The organism is Pantoea sp. X-Soil-YNGN-775 (assembly GCF_059730575.1).
This window is the reverse complement of sequence record NZ_AP035945.1, coordinates 1,519,956-1,535,054: the sequence shown is the minus strand read 5'-3', so window position 1 is coordinate 1,535,054 and position 15,099 is coordinate 1,519,956. Positions and strand designations below refer to the sequence as shown.

Genomic DNA, 15,099 nt, shown 5'->3' with positions numbered 1-15,099 from the left:
ATTAACGTAAGTTAACCAGCGTGTTAAGAATCTGGTCCTGAGTTTTGATGGTCTGCGCATTCGCCTGATAGTTACGCTGCGCCACAATCATGTTCACCAGCTCTTTACTCATGTCGACGTTAGAGGCTTCCAGCGCGCCAGCGGTCAGCGAACCGAAGGTGCCGGTGTTCGCCAGACCAATCGCTGCCTGACCGGAGGCATTCGACGCCGACCAGACGTTGTCACCCTGTGACTGCAGGCCTTCCGGGTTAGAGAAGCTCGCCAGCACGATCTGACCCAGCAGCTGGGTTTTCTGGTTGGAGTAGGTGCCGGTGATGGTGCCGTCATCGTTAATCGCGTAGCTGGTCAGATCGCCAGGCGCATAACCGTCCTGAGTCGGGCTGCCGAAGGTGGTAGCGCCGGTGTTCTGCTGCAGGCTGCCCAGCATGCTCAGGGTGATCGGCTGGTTAGCCACCGCACCGTTGGCCGCGGTGGTCTGGCCGGCTGCCGGCACGTTCAGGGTTAACCCGACGGTGCCATCAGTACTGCTGCTGACAACAGCGCCGTTCGCCCCCAGCTTGTCCATGCTGGTCAGCTTGCCGCTGGTGTCGAACGCCATTTTGAAGTCACCCGCAGATGCACCGGTGTTGGCATCAATCGCGTGCACGGTCCAGCTGTTGCTGGCGGTGTCTTTGACAAAATACATGTCGAGCGCGTGATCGTTACCCTGCGAGTCATAGACGGTCGCCGTGGTCTTCTTGTTATAGCTGTCGGCGTTGGCAGTAGAGAACGTCGCCACTGTGGGTGCGGTGTCGGTTGAGTTCAGGTTCGCGACCAGGCCGGTGGTGGTGGTTGCGCGAGCCGGCATCTGCTCGGTCGGAATGCTGATCGCCACCGGGTTAGCGCCCGCCTGGATAGTCGCCGGCGAGCCGCTGGCCGGATAACCGGTCACGTTCAGGCCCTGGGTGTTGATCAGGTTACGGTTAGCATCCAGCGTGAACTGGCCGTTACGTGAGTAATAAACCGCGCCGCTGGTGTCGGTCATACGGAAGAAACCGTTGCCGCTCAGGGCGACGTCGAGGCCGCGGCTGGTGGTGGTGGTCGAACCGTCGTTAAAGTTCTGGATCACCGCCGCTACTTTGGTACCGAGGCCGACGTTAGAACCGGCGAACATGTCAGCAAAGGCGATGGTGCTTGATTTAAAGCCCGCTGTCGCGGAGTTGGCGATGTTGTTGCCGATGACATCAAGGTTACTTGAGGCAGCGCCAAGGCCGCTGACCGCTTGGGAAAATGACATGTGTGTGTCTCCTGTCTACAGGTTAATCAGAGAATCTGACGTACTTCGTCAAGGGAAGCGGAGCCCATGGTGCCGAGATCCAGTTTTGTGGTGTCGTTCGCAGTACTCACCCCATTGACGTAGGCGTAGTTAAGCGGTTGTGCCACCAGTTGTGTGCTGCCATTGCTTGCGGCAATCGCAACGCTGTATTTACCGTCTGGCGCGGTTGAACCGTCGCTCAGTTTGCCGTCCCACGAGAAGGTATGAACGCCGGCGCTCAGGGCGCCGAGGTCAACGGTGTCGATTACCGTGCCGTTAGCATCTTTAATCGTGGCGGATGAGGCGGTCGACGCCGAGGTCAGCTCAACGCCAAACGGCGTGGTAGTGCCGCTGCCGACGAGGATCTGCGAGCCGTTGACCATCACGCCATGCCCAATCAGAGTCGAACTTTGCAGTGACTGGCTGGTGCTGATCTGGCCGGAAATCGATCCCAGCGTGGTATTCAGTTTCTCAATCCCGCTCAGGGTGTTGATCTGTGCCAGCTGGGTGGTGAGCTGGCTGTTGTCCATCGGATTGGTGGGATCCTGGTTCTGTAACTGGGTCACCAGCATGGTCAGGAACTGATTCTGCAGATCCTGCGCGCTGTTGCCGGTGCCACTGGTGCTGGAGGAGCTGAGGACCGTGGGGTCCAGCTTCTCATTAACGCCTACCGCGATAGCCATAATTGTTCTCCGTTATTGCCCGATCGTCAGGGTTTTCATCATCATCGACTTCACGGTGTTGAGGACTTCAACGTTCGCCTGGTAACTGCGTGATGCTGACATGGTGTTGACGGTCTCAGAGACCACATCCACGTTGGGCATTTTGACGTAGCCTTTGGCATCGGCCATCGGGTTACCCGGGTCATACACCAGTTTGGCGGGGGTCGGATCGTCCACCACCTTCGCCACTTTCACGCCGCCGGTGGCTGCGCCAGGCGCGGCATCGGTCTGGAATACCACCTGTTTGGCGACGTAAGGTTGCCCATCCGGGCCGGTTACGCTGTCGGCGTTGGCCAGGTTACTGGCACTGACGTTTAATCGCTGTGATTGCGCGGTCATCGCTGAGCCGGCAATGTCAAAAATGTTCAGCAAGGCCATAATTATTGCCCTTGTAACACGCTCATCATGCCTTTGATCTGGCTACTGATAAGGGTGAGATCGGTTTGATATTTCAGGCTGTTATCCGCGAACTGGGTGCGTTCACGGTCCATATCTACAGTGTTACCGTCGGCGGCTGGCTGATCGGGAATGCGATAGAGCATATCCATCGACGGTGCCGAGTTGGTCTGCGCTTCAATGTGGCGAGCTGACGTGACTTTTAACGCCATGCTGCTGCCTTCCGCACGACCATTGGCCATCACCCGACTCAGCTCGCTGGCAAAGTCGATATCCCGGGCCTGATAACCAGGGGTATCGGCGTTGGCAATGTTTGACGCCAGGATCTCCTGACGTTGAGCACGCAGGTTGAGGGCTTCCGTACCAAATTTCAGCGCCGCATCCAGTTTGTCGAGCATAGTTCCTCCGCGAATGAGAATTTCGAGCTGGCAGCTTAATTTGGAAAAGCAAGAGGTGATCGTCTGAATAAGGCCAAAAACCCACGCTATTTTGGCTCTTGAATAATTTTTGCTGCGCGTACACTCGTTGCCATCATCAGTGAGGAAAAACACCATGCGTGGATATCAAACCCTGCTGGCCAGCCTGCTGGTCCTGATCGCCCTGCCGGTCACCGCCGGCGATCTCAGTGCACAACTGAACCAATTTTTTAAAGCGCGCGACGCCCAGCATGCCGACGGCATGACCGTGGTGGTCCGCACGCCGCAGGCCCAGTGGCCCGATTGCGACGCGCCGAAATTCACCCTGCCGGGCAACAGCCGCCTGTGGGGCAACATGAGCGTGGCCGCTAACTGCGGTGAGAACCGCCGCTACATTCAGGTTCAGGTGCAGGTCACCGGACCTTATCTGGTCGCAAACCGGCTGTTAACACGCGGCAGCAGCGTCAGTGCGGCGGATTTCAGCCTGCAGACCGGCCGGCTCGATACCCTGCCGGCGCGTGCGCTGCTGAACGATGAGGCGGTAGCCGATGCCGTGGTGCTACGTGACATTCAGCCGGGACAGCCGATTAATCCGTCGATGCTGCGTCAGCCGTGGCGGGTGAAGGCGGGTCAGAGCGTGATGGTGATTGCCAGTGGCGACGGTTTTGACGCCAGCGGCGAGGGTAAGGCACTGAACAATGCCACCCAGTCTCAGTGGGTGCGGGTACGGATGGGAAATGGGCAGGTTGTCAGCGGTCGGGTGCGGGATGATGGGAATATTCTTATAACATTATAAAGCGTTAAAGAAGCCAGTTGTTCTGCCGATAGAAGAATCAACTAAGCAATTACGCTATTCTGATTCAGGTGGCAGACTCCCCTGACCGTACAGGAGCCCGAATATGAGCATCGACAGAACGCAACCGCTGAAACCCGCCAGCACCGTACAGAGCCGCGACACCAGCGAGCCGGCCAGCACCAAAGTGCGTCAAAGCACCACGCCAGCGGCCAGCACGCCAGCCGCCGCCCAGGTCAGCCTGAGCAGCGCGCAGTCACAGCTGATGCAGCCAGGCAGCCAGGACATCAACGTCCAGCGGGTTGAACAACTGAAAACCGCCATTCGTAATGGCGAACTAAAAATGGATACCGGCAAGATCGCCGACGCGCTGATTGCCGACACTAAGGCGTATTTAGAGGGTAACTAGTCCCCATGAGTAATTTGCTGACCACATTAGATAAGATGCAGGATGTGCTGGCATCGCTGACAACCCTGCTGGAAGAAGAGCAGCAGCAGTTGTCAGCCGGAAGCATTAACAGCAACCTGTTGCAGCGTATCACTGAAGATAAAGGTGCGCTGCTCAGTACGCTGAACTATCTGGATGAGATGCGCCGTACCGCCGAGCAAAGCCTGGCAACCCCGGCACCTTATCGTGGTCAGAGCGACATGGCGAGCCGCTGGCAACGTATTCAGCAGCACACCCGTCGCCTGCAGGATGCCAACGTGCATAATGGCCTGCTGCTGCAACATCAGATTCGTTACACTGAGGATGCGCTGCAGGTGCTGAAACCGCACCAGACTCAGGCGTTTTATGGTCCCGATGGGATGGGTAAAGGCCAGGCGACACTCAGTCGCAAAGCCTGACGCCTGACCGGGCAAAAAAAATCCCGCCAGGTAGCGGGATTTTTTGCATGCCTGTTTTTTATCAGACCGCCGTGCGTCGCGCATAGTCGCGCAGCCGGAAGCCGAGCAGTCCGAGGGTCACAAAGTAAGCGCCGCCCCCGACCGCACACACCGCCGCCAGACGCAGCAGCCGCCACAGCATTGAACCCCGTTCCCACGCTGGCATCCACTGCAGCATCGCAAACAGCGCCGCCGCCATCGCCAGCACCGCAATCAGCAGACGGACCAGAAAGCCTGTCCAGCCGGGCTGTGGCATAAAGATCTGCTTTTTACGCAACTGCCAGTAGAGCAGCGCTGCATTAAGACAGGCCGCGAGACCAATCGACAGCGACAAACCGGCGTGCTTCAGCGGGCCGATAAACGCCAGGTTCATCAGCTGAGTCATAATCAGAGTAACAATCGCGATTTTAACCGGGGTTTTGATGTCCTGGCGCGAGTAAAAGCCCGGTGCCAGCACTTTAACCACAATTAAGCCCATCAGCCCGACGGAATAGGCGATCAGCGCCCGCTGGGTCATTGCCGCATCAAAGGCGGTAAACTTACCGTACTGAAACAGCGCCACGGTCAGTGGGCCAGAAAGCATCCCCAGTGCCACCGCACTCGGCAGCGCCAGCAAAAAGCAGAGGCGTAAGCCCCAGTCCATCAGCCGGGAATATTCATCGTGATTGCCGCTGGCGAAACTCTTAGCCAGCGAAGGCAGCAGAATGGTGCCCAGCGCCACGCCGAGCACGCCGGACGGAAATTCCATCAGCCGGTCAGCGTAATACATCCACGACACCGATCCTGATACCAGAAAGGAGGCGAAAATGGTGTTGATGATCAACGAGATCTGGCTGACCGAGACGCCGAGAATCGCCGGTCCCATCTGGCGCATGACCCGCCAGACGCCGGCATCACGCAGGTTCAGGCGCGGCAGCACCAGCATGCCGAGCTTTTTCAGGTGCGGCAGCTGATAACCGAGCTGCAGCACGCCGCCTGCCACCACCGCCCACGCCAGCGCCATCACCGGCGGATGGAAATGCGGTGCAGCAAACAGCGCGAAACCAATCATGCTGATATTCAGCAGGGTCGGGGCAAACGCCGGAACCGAGAAGCGGTTCCAGGTGTTCAGCACCGCCCCCGCCAGCGAGGCAAGCGAAATCAGCATGATATAAGGAAAAGTCACCCGCAGCAGCGAACTGGTCAGCGCGAACTTATCGGCGCTGTCGGCAAAGCCCGGCGCAGTGACCATAATCACCCACGGCGCGGCGATCATCCCCGCCACCGTGACCAGCGCCAGCGCCAGCGTCAGCAGGCCGGAGACATAGGCGAGGAACAGCCGCGTCGCTTCATCGCCCTGCTTACTTTTGTATTCCGCCAGAATCGGCACAAACGCTTGTGAGAAGGCGCCTTCAGCAAAGATACGCCGTAAAAGATTGGGCAGCTTAAAGGCGACAAAGAACGCATCGGTCGCCATTCCGGCGCCAAACACCCTGGCCACAATGGCATCTCGGGCAAAGCCCAGTACGCGGGAAAACAGGGTCATGGAACTGACCGCTGCCAGCGATTTCAACAAATTCATAATTGACGGCGCATCCTGAAAAGAATCGGCAAAATGAGAGACTTAGCGCGGGCATCCGGATGATGCCCGGCGATAGTCTACTGCCACGGCGGGAAATGACCAGCACGGAGTGTTACAAGGCATTATTACTGTGTGGCATCACGCCACAGTTTTTCCACCACACGCTGCGCCAGCAGGGCCTGTTCACCGCTGGTTTCGGGCATCGTCTGATTTTGCACGCACTGGATAAAATGGTGTGCCGCGCCGCTGAAACCGCGCTGCACCAGATGGCTCTGCCAGGCGGGCGGCGGCGCGATCAGCAGACCGTCGGCGGTTTCCTCCTGCCAGTCGCGCATTTCACTGATATCAATGCATTTGCGCTCGCACACCGCGCTGACCCGCTCACGCTGGCTGCCGGCACGCCGGTGCATGCTGGTGGTGATCGGCACGCCGCCCACGGTAAAGTGGTGTTCAGCGTAAAGCATTTCTCCCTGCGCGGTGGTGGTAATGCGCCCCTGCACGTCACTCAACGGCTGACCGCCGAGCCACAGCGCGGTATCCACCACGTGCAGATAGTCATCCAGCAGGGTAAAACGCAGATCGTGCGGTCCGACGCTGTCGCTGCGGTGTTTTTCAATCCGCAACGAGGCGACACTGCCCATCTCAGCTTTGAGCTGCTGATAGCGCGGGGCAAAGCGACGATTAAAACCCACCATCAGTTTGCGCTGCTGCTGTGCGGCAAGTTCAACCAGCGCTTCCGCCTGATCGAGGGTTTCCGCCAGTGGCTTATCAACACAAACATCTTTGCCGGCCAGCAGCAGCGCCCTGACTACCTGATAATGGGTCGCGGTGCTGCTGTGGACGAACACCGCATCACAGGCGGCAGCTAGTTGGTCGAGCGAACTGAAACAGGGCATGCGAAAACTGTCGCAGATCGGCCGGGCTTTGGCCTGATTGGGCGAAAAGGCCCCCGCCAGCGTCCAGTCAGTGGCCGCTGACAACACCGGCAGCCAGGCTTTCTGCGCGATGCCACCCAGTCCCACCACGCCAATACGTAACGTCATCTTAGCTCTCCGGTTGCAGCAGTTGACTGAGTTGCGCCTGCAGTTGCGCCACCTGCTGTTCCAGCGCGGTAACGCGCACGGTGAGATCGTCCGGCTCTGCGGCGTCGCTCTGCTGTGGCCGTTCCGCCTCATCGCTCAGCAGATGGATAAATCGGTGTTCGCGCCGACCCGGTTCTCGCGCCAGACGGATCACCGTGGCGCTGTCATCACGCTGCAGCAGCGCGTTGAGCGTCTGTTCCACTTCACTGACGTCGGTAAATTCATGCAGCCGTCCGCTGCGGGTACGCAGTTCACCCGGCGTCTGGGCACCGCGCAACAGCAGCAGTGTGAGTACAGCCACTTCCGCGCTGTTAAGCTTCAGCGTGCCAAAGGCGGAGTTGCAGAAGCGCTGGGCATATTTAACCACCCGCTGGCCCGATGCGCTGCTGGCGGTCACCAGATGCATTTTTTCCAGCTGATCGAGCTGATTCTGCACCTCGGTCTCGCTCAGGTTCATCACCGGCTCACGGTTCGATTTCTGATTACAGGCGCTGACCACGGCATTCAGTGACAGCGGATACTGCTCCGGCGTCGTCACCTCTTTCTCCAGCAGACAGCCCAATACGCGCAAAGCCGCTGCTGACAACGTCAATTTCATGCTGACTCCTTATTATTATCCACGCCGATCGGGCGTCCATTCTCGCCAGGTTAATGCCGTCAGGACGTGATCCTGCCAGCGGCCGTCGATCAACAGATAATCTTTGGCGTAACCCTCTTTTTCGAATCCGAGCCGCGCCAGCAAATCGCCGCTGCGCTGGTTGTGTGGCATATAGTTAGCCATGATGCGGTGGATATGCTGCTGACGCTGCATATAGCGGATAGCCGACTGCAGCGCTTCAAACATCATGCCCTGCCCCTGCCATTTCTCGCCGAGTGAGTAGCCCAGATAACAGGCGTGGAACGAACCGCGCAACACGTTGCTGAAGTTAGCGACGCCGCGCACCTCAGTTTCATTGCTGTCCATCAGAATGAAATAGAATGCCGATCCCTGCTTATGCATATCGGTAATCAGCCCAAGACGCGCCTGCCAGCCTGAGGGATAGCAGTGGCTTTCATCGCGCACCGGTTCCCACGGCTTTAAAAACAGGCGGTTTTCTGCGTAATAATCTGCCAGCCGCCAGGCATCACGCTCGTGAACCAGACGGACCACCAGCCGGTCGGTGGTTAATCGCACCCTGGGCGCGGCAGAACGATAGCCAAACATCCTGACTCCTGAAATCAATGGCCGATAATGATGAGCCGTAATTACCCTGCTTTCACTATAACCGCCGCCTGGGCTGCGGTAAAACGTTACCGGCGTTCAAGCTGCAAACACCTTGATTTTGCTCTGTTATCGTCGTCGATATGTGTGGTGATGACCGGCCCGGCCGTGCGCGGGCGGCCATCGGCTTCTCTGGCGTGCCATCAAGCATCTGCCAGCCGGCCCGGCCCCGCGCGGGCGGCCATCGGCCCCACGCCCGAGGCGGACACAGGTTTGCCCTGCCGCTTAATCTCTTCCATACTTTTTGGCGAGTCCGAAAACAGGATGAATTGATTCATGCTGTCAACAAAGGAGATCAGGATGAAGCTGTATATCTATGAACACTGCCCTTTCTGCGTTAAGGCGCGGATGATTTTCGGCCTGAAAAATCTGCCGGTTGAGCTGGTAGTGATGCTCAATGATGACGAAGAAACGCCGAAACGACTGATCGGTCAGAAAATGGCCCCGATTCTGCAAAAGCAGGATGGCAGCGCCATGCCGGAGAGTATGGATATCGTGCATTATGTTGATCGGCTGGAGGGCGAGCCACTGATCACCGGTGCCCTTAATCCGGCCATCGCCGACTGGCTGCGCCACATGAACAGCTACGTTAACAAACTGCTGTTGCCACGCATCGCCGAGGCACCTTTCGCCGAGTTTGCCACCCCGGAAGCGCGCGACTACTTCCGCAACAAAAAGCAGGCCAGCATCGGGGATTTCACCGAGCTGAAAAGTCATGCTGCCGGGATGATCAAAAATGTCAGCGGCGATCTGCGCCAGCTCGACAAATTAATTGTTCAGCCGAATGCGGTGAACGGTGAACTTTCTGAGGATGATTTTAATCTGTTTCCGCTGCTACGCTCGCTGACGCTGGTTGCCGGTATCGACTGGCCGGCCAGAGTCGCGGAGTACCGCGATAATATGGCCAAGCAAACCCAGGTCAATCTGCTCTCCTCGATCGCCCAGTAACCCCTAACGGATGAGAAACCGAATGCGTTTCTCATCCCTTTCCTGATGACACCTGACAGGCATTCAGGCACGCTATGCGCTGTTCAATTAGCTTCGTCATTTAGGATGAATATCGATGAAAAAGGGTTTTTCCGGCCTTGCCGCTCTGTTACTGGTGCTGCTGGTTAGCGGCTGTAATCAACTGACGCAGTACACTATCAGCGAACAGGAAGTGAATCAGGCGCTGCAAAAGCACAATAACTATGAGAAAGATATCGGGCTCTCCGGACTGGTTAACGCCCATATCGTGCTCAATAATCTCACCAGCCAGATTGGCCGTGAAGAGCCAGGCAAAGTGACGCTTTCCGGTAACGCGAAGATCAATGTCACTTCGCTGTTCGGACCGCAGCAGGCTGATATGCAGCTGAAGATGCGCGCTCAGCCAGTGTTCGATCAGCAGCAGGGAGCAATATATTTGCGCGATCTGGAGATTGTTGATGCGCAGGTCACGCCAGATAAAATGGCCTCGATCATCAAGACGCTGACGCCCTATCTGAATCAGTCGCTGAAAAGTTATTTCGATCAGAAGCCAGCTTACGTGCTAAGTACCGATCGCAGTAAAGCGGAGTCGCTGGCGAAGAAATTTGCCAAAGGGCTGGAAGTAAAACCGGGTGAGCTGGTGATCCCGTTTACTGACTGATCAACAGCCGCGCCTGAGGGCGCGGATTTTCATCCGGCTGCAAAAAGCAGGTGCAAACGGTTGCCTGAATCCTTATGCTTAGACCCCGGCCTAAACGTGCCTTTCGTTTCCTTTCTGCCGGAGCCTCATTAATGACTGCACAACCTCAGCAACTTACTATCCGCCGCCCTGACGACTGGCATATTCATCTGCGTGACGATGAAATGCTTAAAACGGTGCTGCCGTATACCAGCGCGGTGAATGGTCGTGCCATTGTGATGCCCAACCTGGTGCCGCCGGTGACCAGCGTGGCGGCCGGTGAAGCCTACCGCGATCGGATTCTGGCGGCGCTGCCCGCTGACCACGCCTTCACCCCGCTGATGACCTGCTACCTCACCGATTCGCTTGACCCGGATGAGCTGGAGCGCGGCTTTACTGCCGGCCTGTTTACCGCCGCCAAACTTTATCCGGCGCATGCCACCACCAACTCCAGCCACGGCGTCACCAACATCGGCGCCATCGCCAGCGTACTGGAGCGGATGCAGCGACTCGGTATGCCGCTGCTGGTGCACGGTGAGGTTACCGATGCCCACATTGATATTTTTGATCGCGAGGCGCGCTTTATTGAGACGGTGATGATGCCGCTTCGCCAGCAGTTTCCGGCACTGAAAGTGGTGATGGAGCATATCACCACTAAAGAGGCAGCAGAGTACGTGGCAGCGGCCGATGAGACGCTCGGCGCAACCATCACCCCGCAGCATCTGATGTTTAACCGCAATCACATGCTGGTCGGCGGGATTCGTCCGCATCTCTATTGCCTGCCGATCCTCAAGCGTAATGTGCATCAGGAGGCGCTACGTCAGGTGGTGGCCAGCGGCCATCCGCGCTTCTTCCTCGGCACCGATACCGCGCCGCACCTGCGTCACCTGAAAGAAGCCAGCTGCGGCTGCGCCGGTGTTTTCAGTGCGCCGACCTCGTTAGCGGCCTACGCCACGGTATTTGAAGAGCTGGATGCGCTGGCGCATTTTGAAGCGTTCTGCTCTGAAAACGGCCCGCGCTTTTACGGCCTGCCGCTCAACGACAGCCGCATTACGCTGGTACGTGAATCATGGCAGGTGCCGGAGAGCATCGCGCTCGGCGCGCATTCACTGGTGCCGTTCCTTGCCGGTGAGACGCTGAACTGGCGTATTGCATAATTTCGCTTGCCTCCAGCCTGATGATACTGTAAATATATACAGTATCTTATCTGGAGGCTCCTATGCGTGTTGAAATTACCGTATCGAATACCCGACCTCTTCCTGCGGGCGCGATAGAAGCGCTGAGCGACGAGCTGTCGCGCCGCATTGACGAACAGTTCCCGGACAGCACCAATCACGTGAAAGTGCGCTACGCCAGCGCCAATAACCTGAGCGTGCTGGGCGGGGGCAAAGAGACTCGCGATCAGATCAGCGAAATCCTGCAGCAAACGTGGGAAAGCGCTGACGACTGGTTCATTACCGATTAACCGCCTCTGTGCTGTTTTTGCCGGGTTTCGCCACCCGGTTTTTTTATCTTTTCTCCCCTCTCGCACTTCCCCATCGCTGCATCTAGACTCTGAATGATCAATGCCCTATCCTTGCGCTCGTCATGCATAACAGGAGGTGCGATACCATGACTACTGATAAACCGGAAGAGGCGATGACCTTTGGTGAGTTGTTAGCACTGATTGGTGATCAGCAGCGTCGTTTGACGGTGCTGGAAAATGCCTTTTCCAGTCTGATTTTCTGTCTTGACGATCGTGCCAGTCAGTTGCTGGTGCACAATCTGTCACTGGAAGCTCAAAACCAGAACAATGATGAGCAACTGCAACAGCATTTTGCCCGTCTGGCCGAAGCGCTGCAAAAGCGCGGTGGCGGCATCGCACCGGAAACCCCGGCGCTTTAAACCGCGGCTCCAGGTTCCCTCCCCCGCTTTTCTGCTGCTATAGAATCACTGATTAAAATGCCTGACCGTCAGGCATTTTATTTTTTCATCAACCACCTTTTAAACACAAATATTCTGTGAGAAGCTGGGTGCAGGCATTTTTTCATCAGTAATAGCCCGGTTTACTGTTATAATAGTCCCGCTATTGGAATAAAAAAGCCGCATTGAACCTCATCATGCACTTCGTTTAACGAGTAATAAGGAGGTTATAATGGACAGAAGAAAAGATGTGATTCAGACCCATCCGCTGGTGGGTTGGGATATCAGTACCGTTGACAGTTATGATGCCATGATGATCCGCCTGCACTCGTTATCGTCGCAGGATCAAAAAGAAGAAGAAGCGGATGTTGGCCCGACCTACTGGCTGACAACGGATGTGGCAAGGCAGTTCATCTCGATCCTCGAAGCGGGTATCGCTAAGATTGAATCAGCCGAGCAAGTAGAACGACTCCTTAAGAAGCACTAATTCCTGCCACATCAAAGAGGCGCCCTCAGGGGTGCCTTTTTCGTTTCTGTTTCTGTTATGCTTTTGATTATCTGTCTTTTTCAGGAGCAGGGTTACCATGATTTATGATCTTATCGTTGTCGGCAGCGGCTCAGTGGGCGCGGCGGCAGGCTACTATGCGACCCAGGCGGGCCTGTCGGTTTTGATGATCGATAGCGCCCATCCGCCGCACAATCAGGGTACGCATCACGGTGACAGCCGGCTGATTCGCCACGCTTACGGTGAAGGCGAACGTTATGTGCCGCTGGTGCTGCGCGCGCAAACCCTGTGGGATGAGCTGGAACAGCGCGCCGGTGAACGTATCATGCACCGCAGCGGCGTGCTGAACCTGGCACCGATTCAGTCAGCGTTTATTCAGAACGTTATCGACAGCGCCAGGCAATGGCAGCTCAATATTGAGGTGATGCCGCCTGATGAGGTGCGCAAGCGCTGGCCGCAGATCAACGTACCCGAAGGCTATCTGGGCGTCTTTGAGCCGCAGTCGGGCTACCTCAAATGCGAGCAGGCAGTCCGCAGCTGGATCCAGCTGGCGGAACAGGCGGGCTGTGCCCAGTTGTTCAACTGCCCGGTGTCTGAAATAGGTCGCGACGGCGATTTGCAACAGGTGACTACCCTCGACGGCATATACCGCGGCCGCAAGATGCTGATCAGTGCTGGCACCTGGGTCGGTAAACTGGTGCCCAACCTGCCGGTTGCCCCGACCCGCAAGGTATTTGCCTGGTATCAGGCGGATGGTCGCTACAGTGAGAACAACCAGTTCCCGGGCTTTACCGTTGAGATGGCGGATGGCAGCCAGTTTTACGGTTTCCCGGCGGATAACAATGCGCTGAAAGTGGGACGCCATGATGGCGGCCAGCTGATGCAGCAGCCTGAAGATCGTAAACCCTTTGGCACCGTCGCGGCAGATGGCAGCGAAGCGTTTGGTTTCCTGCGTCAGTTTTTGCCGGGTGTTGGCGTGTGTCTGCACGGCGAAGCCTGTAGTTACGATTTCAGTCCGGATGAAGATTTTATTATCGATACCCTGCCAGACGAACCGAATCGGTTACTGATTACCGGCTTAAGCGGTCACGGTTTTAAATTCGCCAGCGTGCTGGGTGAACTGGCGGCAGAATTTGCTCAGCAAAAGCCGTTCTCATTCGATCTGACCCCCTTCCGCCTCTCGCGCTTTTGACTCTTCTTTCGGGTGGTATCATCTGATAGCACCCGACTGACAAAAACTGAAGAAAATTGAATATTGCTGACATTAGCAGTACAGATAATTCGCACTGAAAGTCAATTCTGGTCTTTTTTGACTGACGTCCCACGCGGTGAAAATAACTCATTCAGTAATATTGCGCATATATCGTCTTTTTAATTCACCCTTTTCACTATCGCGAAAGAAAGTTATAGAAGCGTAAGGTCGATTGCTTTTATATTTCATAATGTAGATGCTTATTTCAGATTATTTCACCTGAATAAATAAACTATGTTAAGAAATACCCCTCATCAATTTGGTCTGATCGCGGTGCTACTGCACTGGTCGATGGCGCTGGTTATCTACGCCATGTTTGCGCTTGGATTATGGATGGTTGGCCTCGGTTATTACGATAGCTGGTATCACGATGCGCCGGAAATCCATAAAAGTATTGGCGTGATTCTGTTGCTGACATTAGTGATTCGCCTGCTGTGGCGGATTATATCGCCGCCGCCTAAACCGTTAAGCAGCTATTCCCGGCAGGTGGGCATCAGTTCAGTGGTTGCGCACTGGCTGCTCTACACGCTGCTGCTGGCAATCCTGCTCAGCGGCTATTTCATTTCCACTGCCGATGGCAAGCCGATTGCCGTTTTTAACCTGTTTTACCTGCCGGCACTGCTGAGTGGTGCAGGCGAACAGGCCGATCTGGCTGGCGATATCCACCTGTGGCTGGCCTGGACGGTAGTGATCCTTTCGCTGCTGCACGGTCTGGCCGCGTTAAAACATCACTTTATCGATCGTGATACCACCTTAAAACGGATGTCAGGTTTGCGCATCCCTTTACCCGCTGAAAAGGAGAATTGATATGCTAAAGAAGACGCTACTGGCCATGACGGGCGCCAGCCTGCTGCTGGGTTCACTGACCGCTAACGCCGCTGAGTATAAAATTGATAAAGAAGGCCAGCATGCCTTTATTCAGTTTCGTATTCAGCATTTAGGCTACAGCTGGCTGTACGGCACCTTTAAAGATTTTGACGGCCGCTTTAGCTTTGATGAAAGCAACCCTTCAGCTGATAAAGTCGACGTCACCATCAATACCAACAGCATTGATACCAACCACGCTGAACGTGACAAGCATTTGCGCAGTGCCGATTTTCTGAACGTCGGGAAAAATCCACAGGCCAGCTTCAAATCGACATCAGTGAAAAAAGAGGGTGATGAGCTGGAAATTACCGGCGACCTGACGCTGAACGGTGTGACCAAACCGGTAACGCTGGAAGCGAAACTGCTGGGTGAAGGTAAAGATCCGTGGGGCGGCTATCGCGCAGGCTTCGAAGCCGAGGGCGAAATTGCGCTGAAAGATTTTAATATCACCAAAGATCTCGGACCAGCCTCGCAAAAGGTTCAGCTGATGATTTCGGTAGAAGGCGTACGTCAGTAAA

Annotated in this window: 21 protein-coding genes; 12 read left to right on the top strand and 9 right to left on the bottom strand. The window is 56.1% G+C overall.

Going from position 1 to position 15,099, the window contains the following annotated elements; genetic code table 11:
- Position 1: 1 nt before the first annotated feature.
- From flgE to flgB, 4 genes are read right to left on the bottom strand one after another with little or no spacing between them, the layout of a single operon-like run.
- Positions 2-1,276, bottom strand: coding sequence for a flagellar hook protein FlgE (flgE, locus tag AC6I8I_RS07210; protein ID WP_312052575.1), 1,275 nt, complete (start codon positions 1,274-1,276; stop codon positions 2-4).
- Between the two features lie 26 nt (positions 1,277-1,302).
- Positions 1,303-1,977, bottom strand: a complete 675-nt coding sequence (flgD, locus tag AC6I8I_RS07205; protein WP_312052577.1) for a flagellar hook assembly protein FlgD — start codon at positions 1,975-1,977, stop codon at positions 1,303-1,305.
- 12 nt (positions 1,978-1,989) lie between these two features.
- A complete protein-coding gene (flgC, locus tag AC6I8I_RS07200) occupies positions 1,990-2,394 on the bottom strand; it encodes a flagellar basal body rod protein FlgC (protein WP_031376557.1) in 405 nt (134 codons plus the stop codon).
- A 2-nt stretch (positions 2,395-2,396) separates the two neighbouring features.
- Positions 2,397-2,810 carry a flagellar basal body rod protein FlgB gene (gene flgB / locus AC6I8I_RS07195; RefSeq protein ID WP_031376556.1) on the bottom strand — a complete coding sequence of 138 codons (414 nt, stop codon included), beginning with the start codon at positions 2,808-2,810 and terminating at the stop codon, positions 2,397-2,399.
- Between the two features lie 154 nt (positions 2,811-2,964).
- Here flgB and flgA point away from each other — a divergent pair, with 154 nt between their 5' ends.
- The 3 genes from flgA (at position 2,965) to flgN (ending at position 4,467) form a co-directional block, all read left to right on the top strand.
- Entirely contained in the window at positions 2,965-3,624 is a 660-nt protein-coding gene (flgA, locus tag AC6I8I_RS07190) for a flagellar basal body P-ring formation chaperone FlgA (protein ID WP_312052580.1), read from the top strand.
- A 103-nt stretch (positions 3,625-3,727) separates the two neighbouring features.
- Positions 3,728-4,030: a flagellar biosynthesis anti-sigma factor FlgM gene (flgM, locus tag AC6I8I_RS07185; RefSeq protein WP_031376554.1), complete on the top strand. Its 303-nt coding sequence runs from the start codon at positions 3,728-3,730 to the stop codon at positions 4,028-4,030.
- Between the two features lie 5 nt (positions 4,031-4,035).
- Positions 4,036-4,467 (top strand): flagellar export chaperone FlgN, encoded by a 432-nt coding sequence (flgN, locus tag AC6I8I_RS07180; protein ID WP_312052583.1) that lies wholly within the window; start codon positions 4,036-4,038, stop codon positions 4,465-4,467.
- 61 nt (positions 4,468-4,528) lie between these two features.
- On the opposite strand, the gene murJ is transcribed toward flgN, so the two are convergent.
- From murJ to AC6I8I_RS07155, 5 genes are all read right to left on the bottom strand, one after another.
- Positions 4,529-6,067, bottom strand: coding sequence for a murein biosynthesis integral membrane protein MurJ (murJ, locus tag AC6I8I_RS07175; RefSeq protein WP_497828475.1), 1,539 nt, complete (start codon positions 6,065-6,067; stop codon positions 4,529-4,531).
- 125 nt (positions 6,068-6,192) lie between these two features.
- Positions 6,193-7,110 (bottom strand): Gfo/Idh/MocA family protein, encoded by a 918-nt coding sequence (locus tag AC6I8I_RS07170; RefSeq protein ID WP_312052585.1) that lies wholly within the window; start codon positions 7,108-7,110, stop codon positions 6,193-6,195.
- A 1-nt stretch (position 7,111) separates the two neighbouring features.
- Positions 7,112-7,747, bottom strand: a complete 636-nt coding sequence (locus AC6I8I_RS07165) for a YceH family protein (RefSeq protein ID WP_312052586.1) — start codon at positions 7,745-7,747, stop codon at positions 7,112-7,114.
- A gap of 15 nt (positions 7,748-7,762) precedes the next feature.
- Positions 7,763-8,353 (bottom strand): ribosomal protein S5-alanine N-acetyltransferase, encoded by a 591-nt coding sequence (rimJ, locus tag AC6I8I_RS07160; RefSeq protein WP_312052587.1) that lies wholly within the window; start codon positions 8,351-8,353, stop codon positions 7,763-7,765.
- Positions 8,354-8,553: 200 nt separating this feature from the next.
- The gene (locus AC6I8I_RS07155) at positions 8,554-8,688 is read right to left on the bottom strand and encodes a hypothetical protein (protein WP_497828474.1); all 135 of its coding nucleotides are present in this window, start codon (positions 8,686-8,688) and stop codon (positions 8,554-8,556) included.
- Between the two features lie 22 nt (positions 8,689-8,710).
- Between AC6I8I_RS07155 and grxB the strand changes: the two genes are divergently transcribed.
- The 9 genes from grxB to AC6I8I_RS07110 all read left to right on the top strand — a co-directional run bounded on the left by grxB (position 8,711) and on the right by AC6I8I_RS07110 (position 15,098).
- On the top strand, positions 8,711-9,358 hold the full coding sequence (gene grxB / locus AC6I8I_RS07150) for a glutaredoxin 2 (RefSeq protein WP_312052588.1): 648 nt from the start codon (positions 8,711-8,713) through the stop codon (positions 9,356-9,358).
- A 115-nt stretch (positions 9,359-9,473) separates the two neighbouring features.
- Positions 9,474-10,037, top strand: coding sequence for a lipoprotein (locus tag AC6I8I_RS07145; RefSeq protein WP_312052590.1), 564 nt, complete (start codon positions 9,474-9,476; stop codon positions 10,035-10,037).
- A 131-nt stretch (positions 10,038-10,168) separates the two neighbouring features.
- Positions 10,169-11,212 carry a dihydroorotase gene (pyrC, locus tag AC6I8I_RS07140; RefSeq protein WP_312052591.1) on the top strand — a complete coding sequence of 348 codons (1,044 nt, stop codon included), beginning with the start codon at positions 10,169-10,171 and terminating at the stop codon, positions 11,210-11,212.
- A gap of 62 nt (positions 11,213-11,274) precedes the next feature.
- Entirely contained in the window at positions 11,275-11,520 is a 246-nt protein-coding gene (gene dinI, locus AC6I8I_RS07135; RefSeq protein ID WP_003849907.1) for a DNA damage-inducible protein I, read from the top strand.
- Positions 11,521-11,666: 146 nt separating this feature from the next.
- Positions 11,667-11,939 (top strand): hypothetical protein, encoded by a 273-nt coding sequence (locus AC6I8I_RS07130; protein WP_497828473.1) that lies wholly within the window; start codon positions 11,667-11,669, stop codon positions 11,937-11,939.
- Positions 11,940-12,189: 250 nt separating this feature from the next.
- A complete protein-coding gene (gene bssS, locus AC6I8I_RS07125; RefSeq protein ID WP_031376545.1) occupies positions 12,190-12,444 on the top strand; it encodes a biofilm formation regulator BssS in 255 nt (84 codons plus the stop codon).
- Between the two features lie 97 nt (positions 12,445-12,541).
- A complete protein-coding gene (solA, locus tag AC6I8I_RS07120; protein WP_312052594.1) occupies positions 12,542-13,654 on the top strand; it encodes an N-methyl-L-tryptophan oxidase in 1,113 nt (370 codons plus the stop codon).
- A gap of 294 nt (positions 13,655-13,948) precedes the next feature.
- Entirely contained in the window at positions 13,949-14,521 is a 573-nt protein-coding gene (locus tag AC6I8I_RS07115; protein WP_312052595.1) for a cytochrome b, read from the top strand.
- 1 nt (position 14,522) lies between these two features.
- Complete coding sequence (locus AC6I8I_RS07110; RefSeq protein ID WP_312052596.1) at positions 14,523-15,098, top strand: YceI family protein; 576 nt, start codon at positions 14,523-14,525, stop codon at positions 15,096-15,098.
- Position 15,099 lies beyond the last annotated feature (1 nt).

Excerpts from the sequence above, each read along its gene's own strand:
- flgE (WP_312052575.1), bottom strand. The coding sequence starts at position 1,276 with ATGTCATTTTCCCAAGCGGTCAGCGGCCTTGGCGCTGCCTCAAGTAAC.
- flgD (WP_312052577.1), bottom strand. The coding sequence starts at position 1,977 with ATGGCTATCGCGGTAGGCGTTAATGAGAAGCTGGACCCCACGGTCCTC.
- flgC (WP_031376557.1), bottom strand. The coding sequence starts at position 2,394 with ATGGCCTTGCTGAACATTTTTGACATTGCCGGCTCAGCGATGACCGCG.
- flgB (WP_031376556.1), bottom strand. The coding sequence starts at position 2,810 with ATGCTCGACAAACTGGATGCGGCGCTGAAATTTGGTACGGAAGCCCTC.
- flgA (WP_312052580.1), top strand. The coding sequence starts at position 2,965 with ATGCGTGGATATCAAACCCTGCTGGCCAGCCTGCTGGTCCTGATCGCC.
- flgM (WP_031376554.1), top strand. The coding sequence starts at position 3,728 with ATGAGCATCGACAGAACGCAACCGCTGAAACCCGCCAGCACCGTACAG.
- flgN (WP_312052583.1), top strand. The coding sequence starts at position 4,036 with ATGAGTAATTTGCTGACCACATTAGATAAGATGCAGGATGTGCTGGCA.
- murJ (WP_497828475.1), bottom strand. The coding sequence starts at position 6,067 with ATGAATTTGTTGAAATCGCTGGCAGCGGTCAGTTCCATGACCCTGTTT.
- AC6I8I_RS07170 (WP_312052585.1), bottom strand. The coding sequence starts at position 7,110 with ATGACGTTACGTATTGGCGTGGTGGGACTGGGTGGCATCGCGCAGAAA.
- AC6I8I_RS07165 (WP_312052586.1), bottom strand. The coding sequence starts at position 7,747 with ATGAAATTGACGTTGTCAGCAGCGGCTTTGCGCGTATTGGGCTGTCTG.
- rimJ (WP_312052587.1), bottom strand. The coding sequence starts at position 8,353 with ATGTTTGGCTATCGTTCTGCCGCGCCCAGGGTGCGATTAACCACCGAC.
- AC6I8I_RS07155 (WP_497828474.1), bottom strand. The coding sequence starts at position 8,688 with ATGAATCAATTCATCCTGTTTTCGGACTCGCCAAAAAGTATGGAAGAG.
- grxB (WP_312052588.1), top strand. The coding sequence starts at position 8,711 with ATGAAGCTGTATATCTATGAACACTGCCCTTTCTGCGTTAAGGCGCGG.
- AC6I8I_RS07145 (WP_312052590.1), top strand. The coding sequence starts at position 9,474 with ATGAAAAAGGGTTTTTCCGGCCTTGCCGCTCTGTTACTGGTGCTGCTG.
- pyrC (WP_312052591.1), top strand. The coding sequence starts at position 10,169 with ATGACTGCACAACCTCAGCAACTTACTATCCGCCGCCCTGACGACTGG.
- dinI (WP_003849907.1), top strand. The coding sequence starts at position 11,275 with ATGCGTGTTGAAATTACCGTATCGAATACCCGACCTCTTCCTGCGGGC.
- AC6I8I_RS07130 (WP_497828473.1), top strand. The coding sequence starts at position 11,667 with ATGACTACTGATAAACCGGAAGAGGCGATGACCTTTGGTGAGTTGTTA.
- bssS (WP_031376545.1), top strand. The coding sequence starts at position 12,190 with ATGGACAGAAGAAAAGATGTGATTCAGACCCATCCGCTGGTGGGTTGG.
- solA (WP_312052594.1), top strand. The coding sequence starts at position 12,542 with ATGATTTATGATCTTATCGTTGTCGGCAGCGGCTCAGTGGGCGCGGCG.
- AC6I8I_RS07115 (WP_312052595.1), top strand. The coding sequence starts at position 13,949 with ATGTTAAGAAATACCCCTCATCAATTTGGTCTGATCGCGGTGCTACTG.
- AC6I8I_RS07110 (WP_312052596.1), top strand. The coding sequence starts at position 14,523 with ATGCTAAAGAAGACGCTACTGGCCATGACGGGCGCCAGCCTGCTGCTG.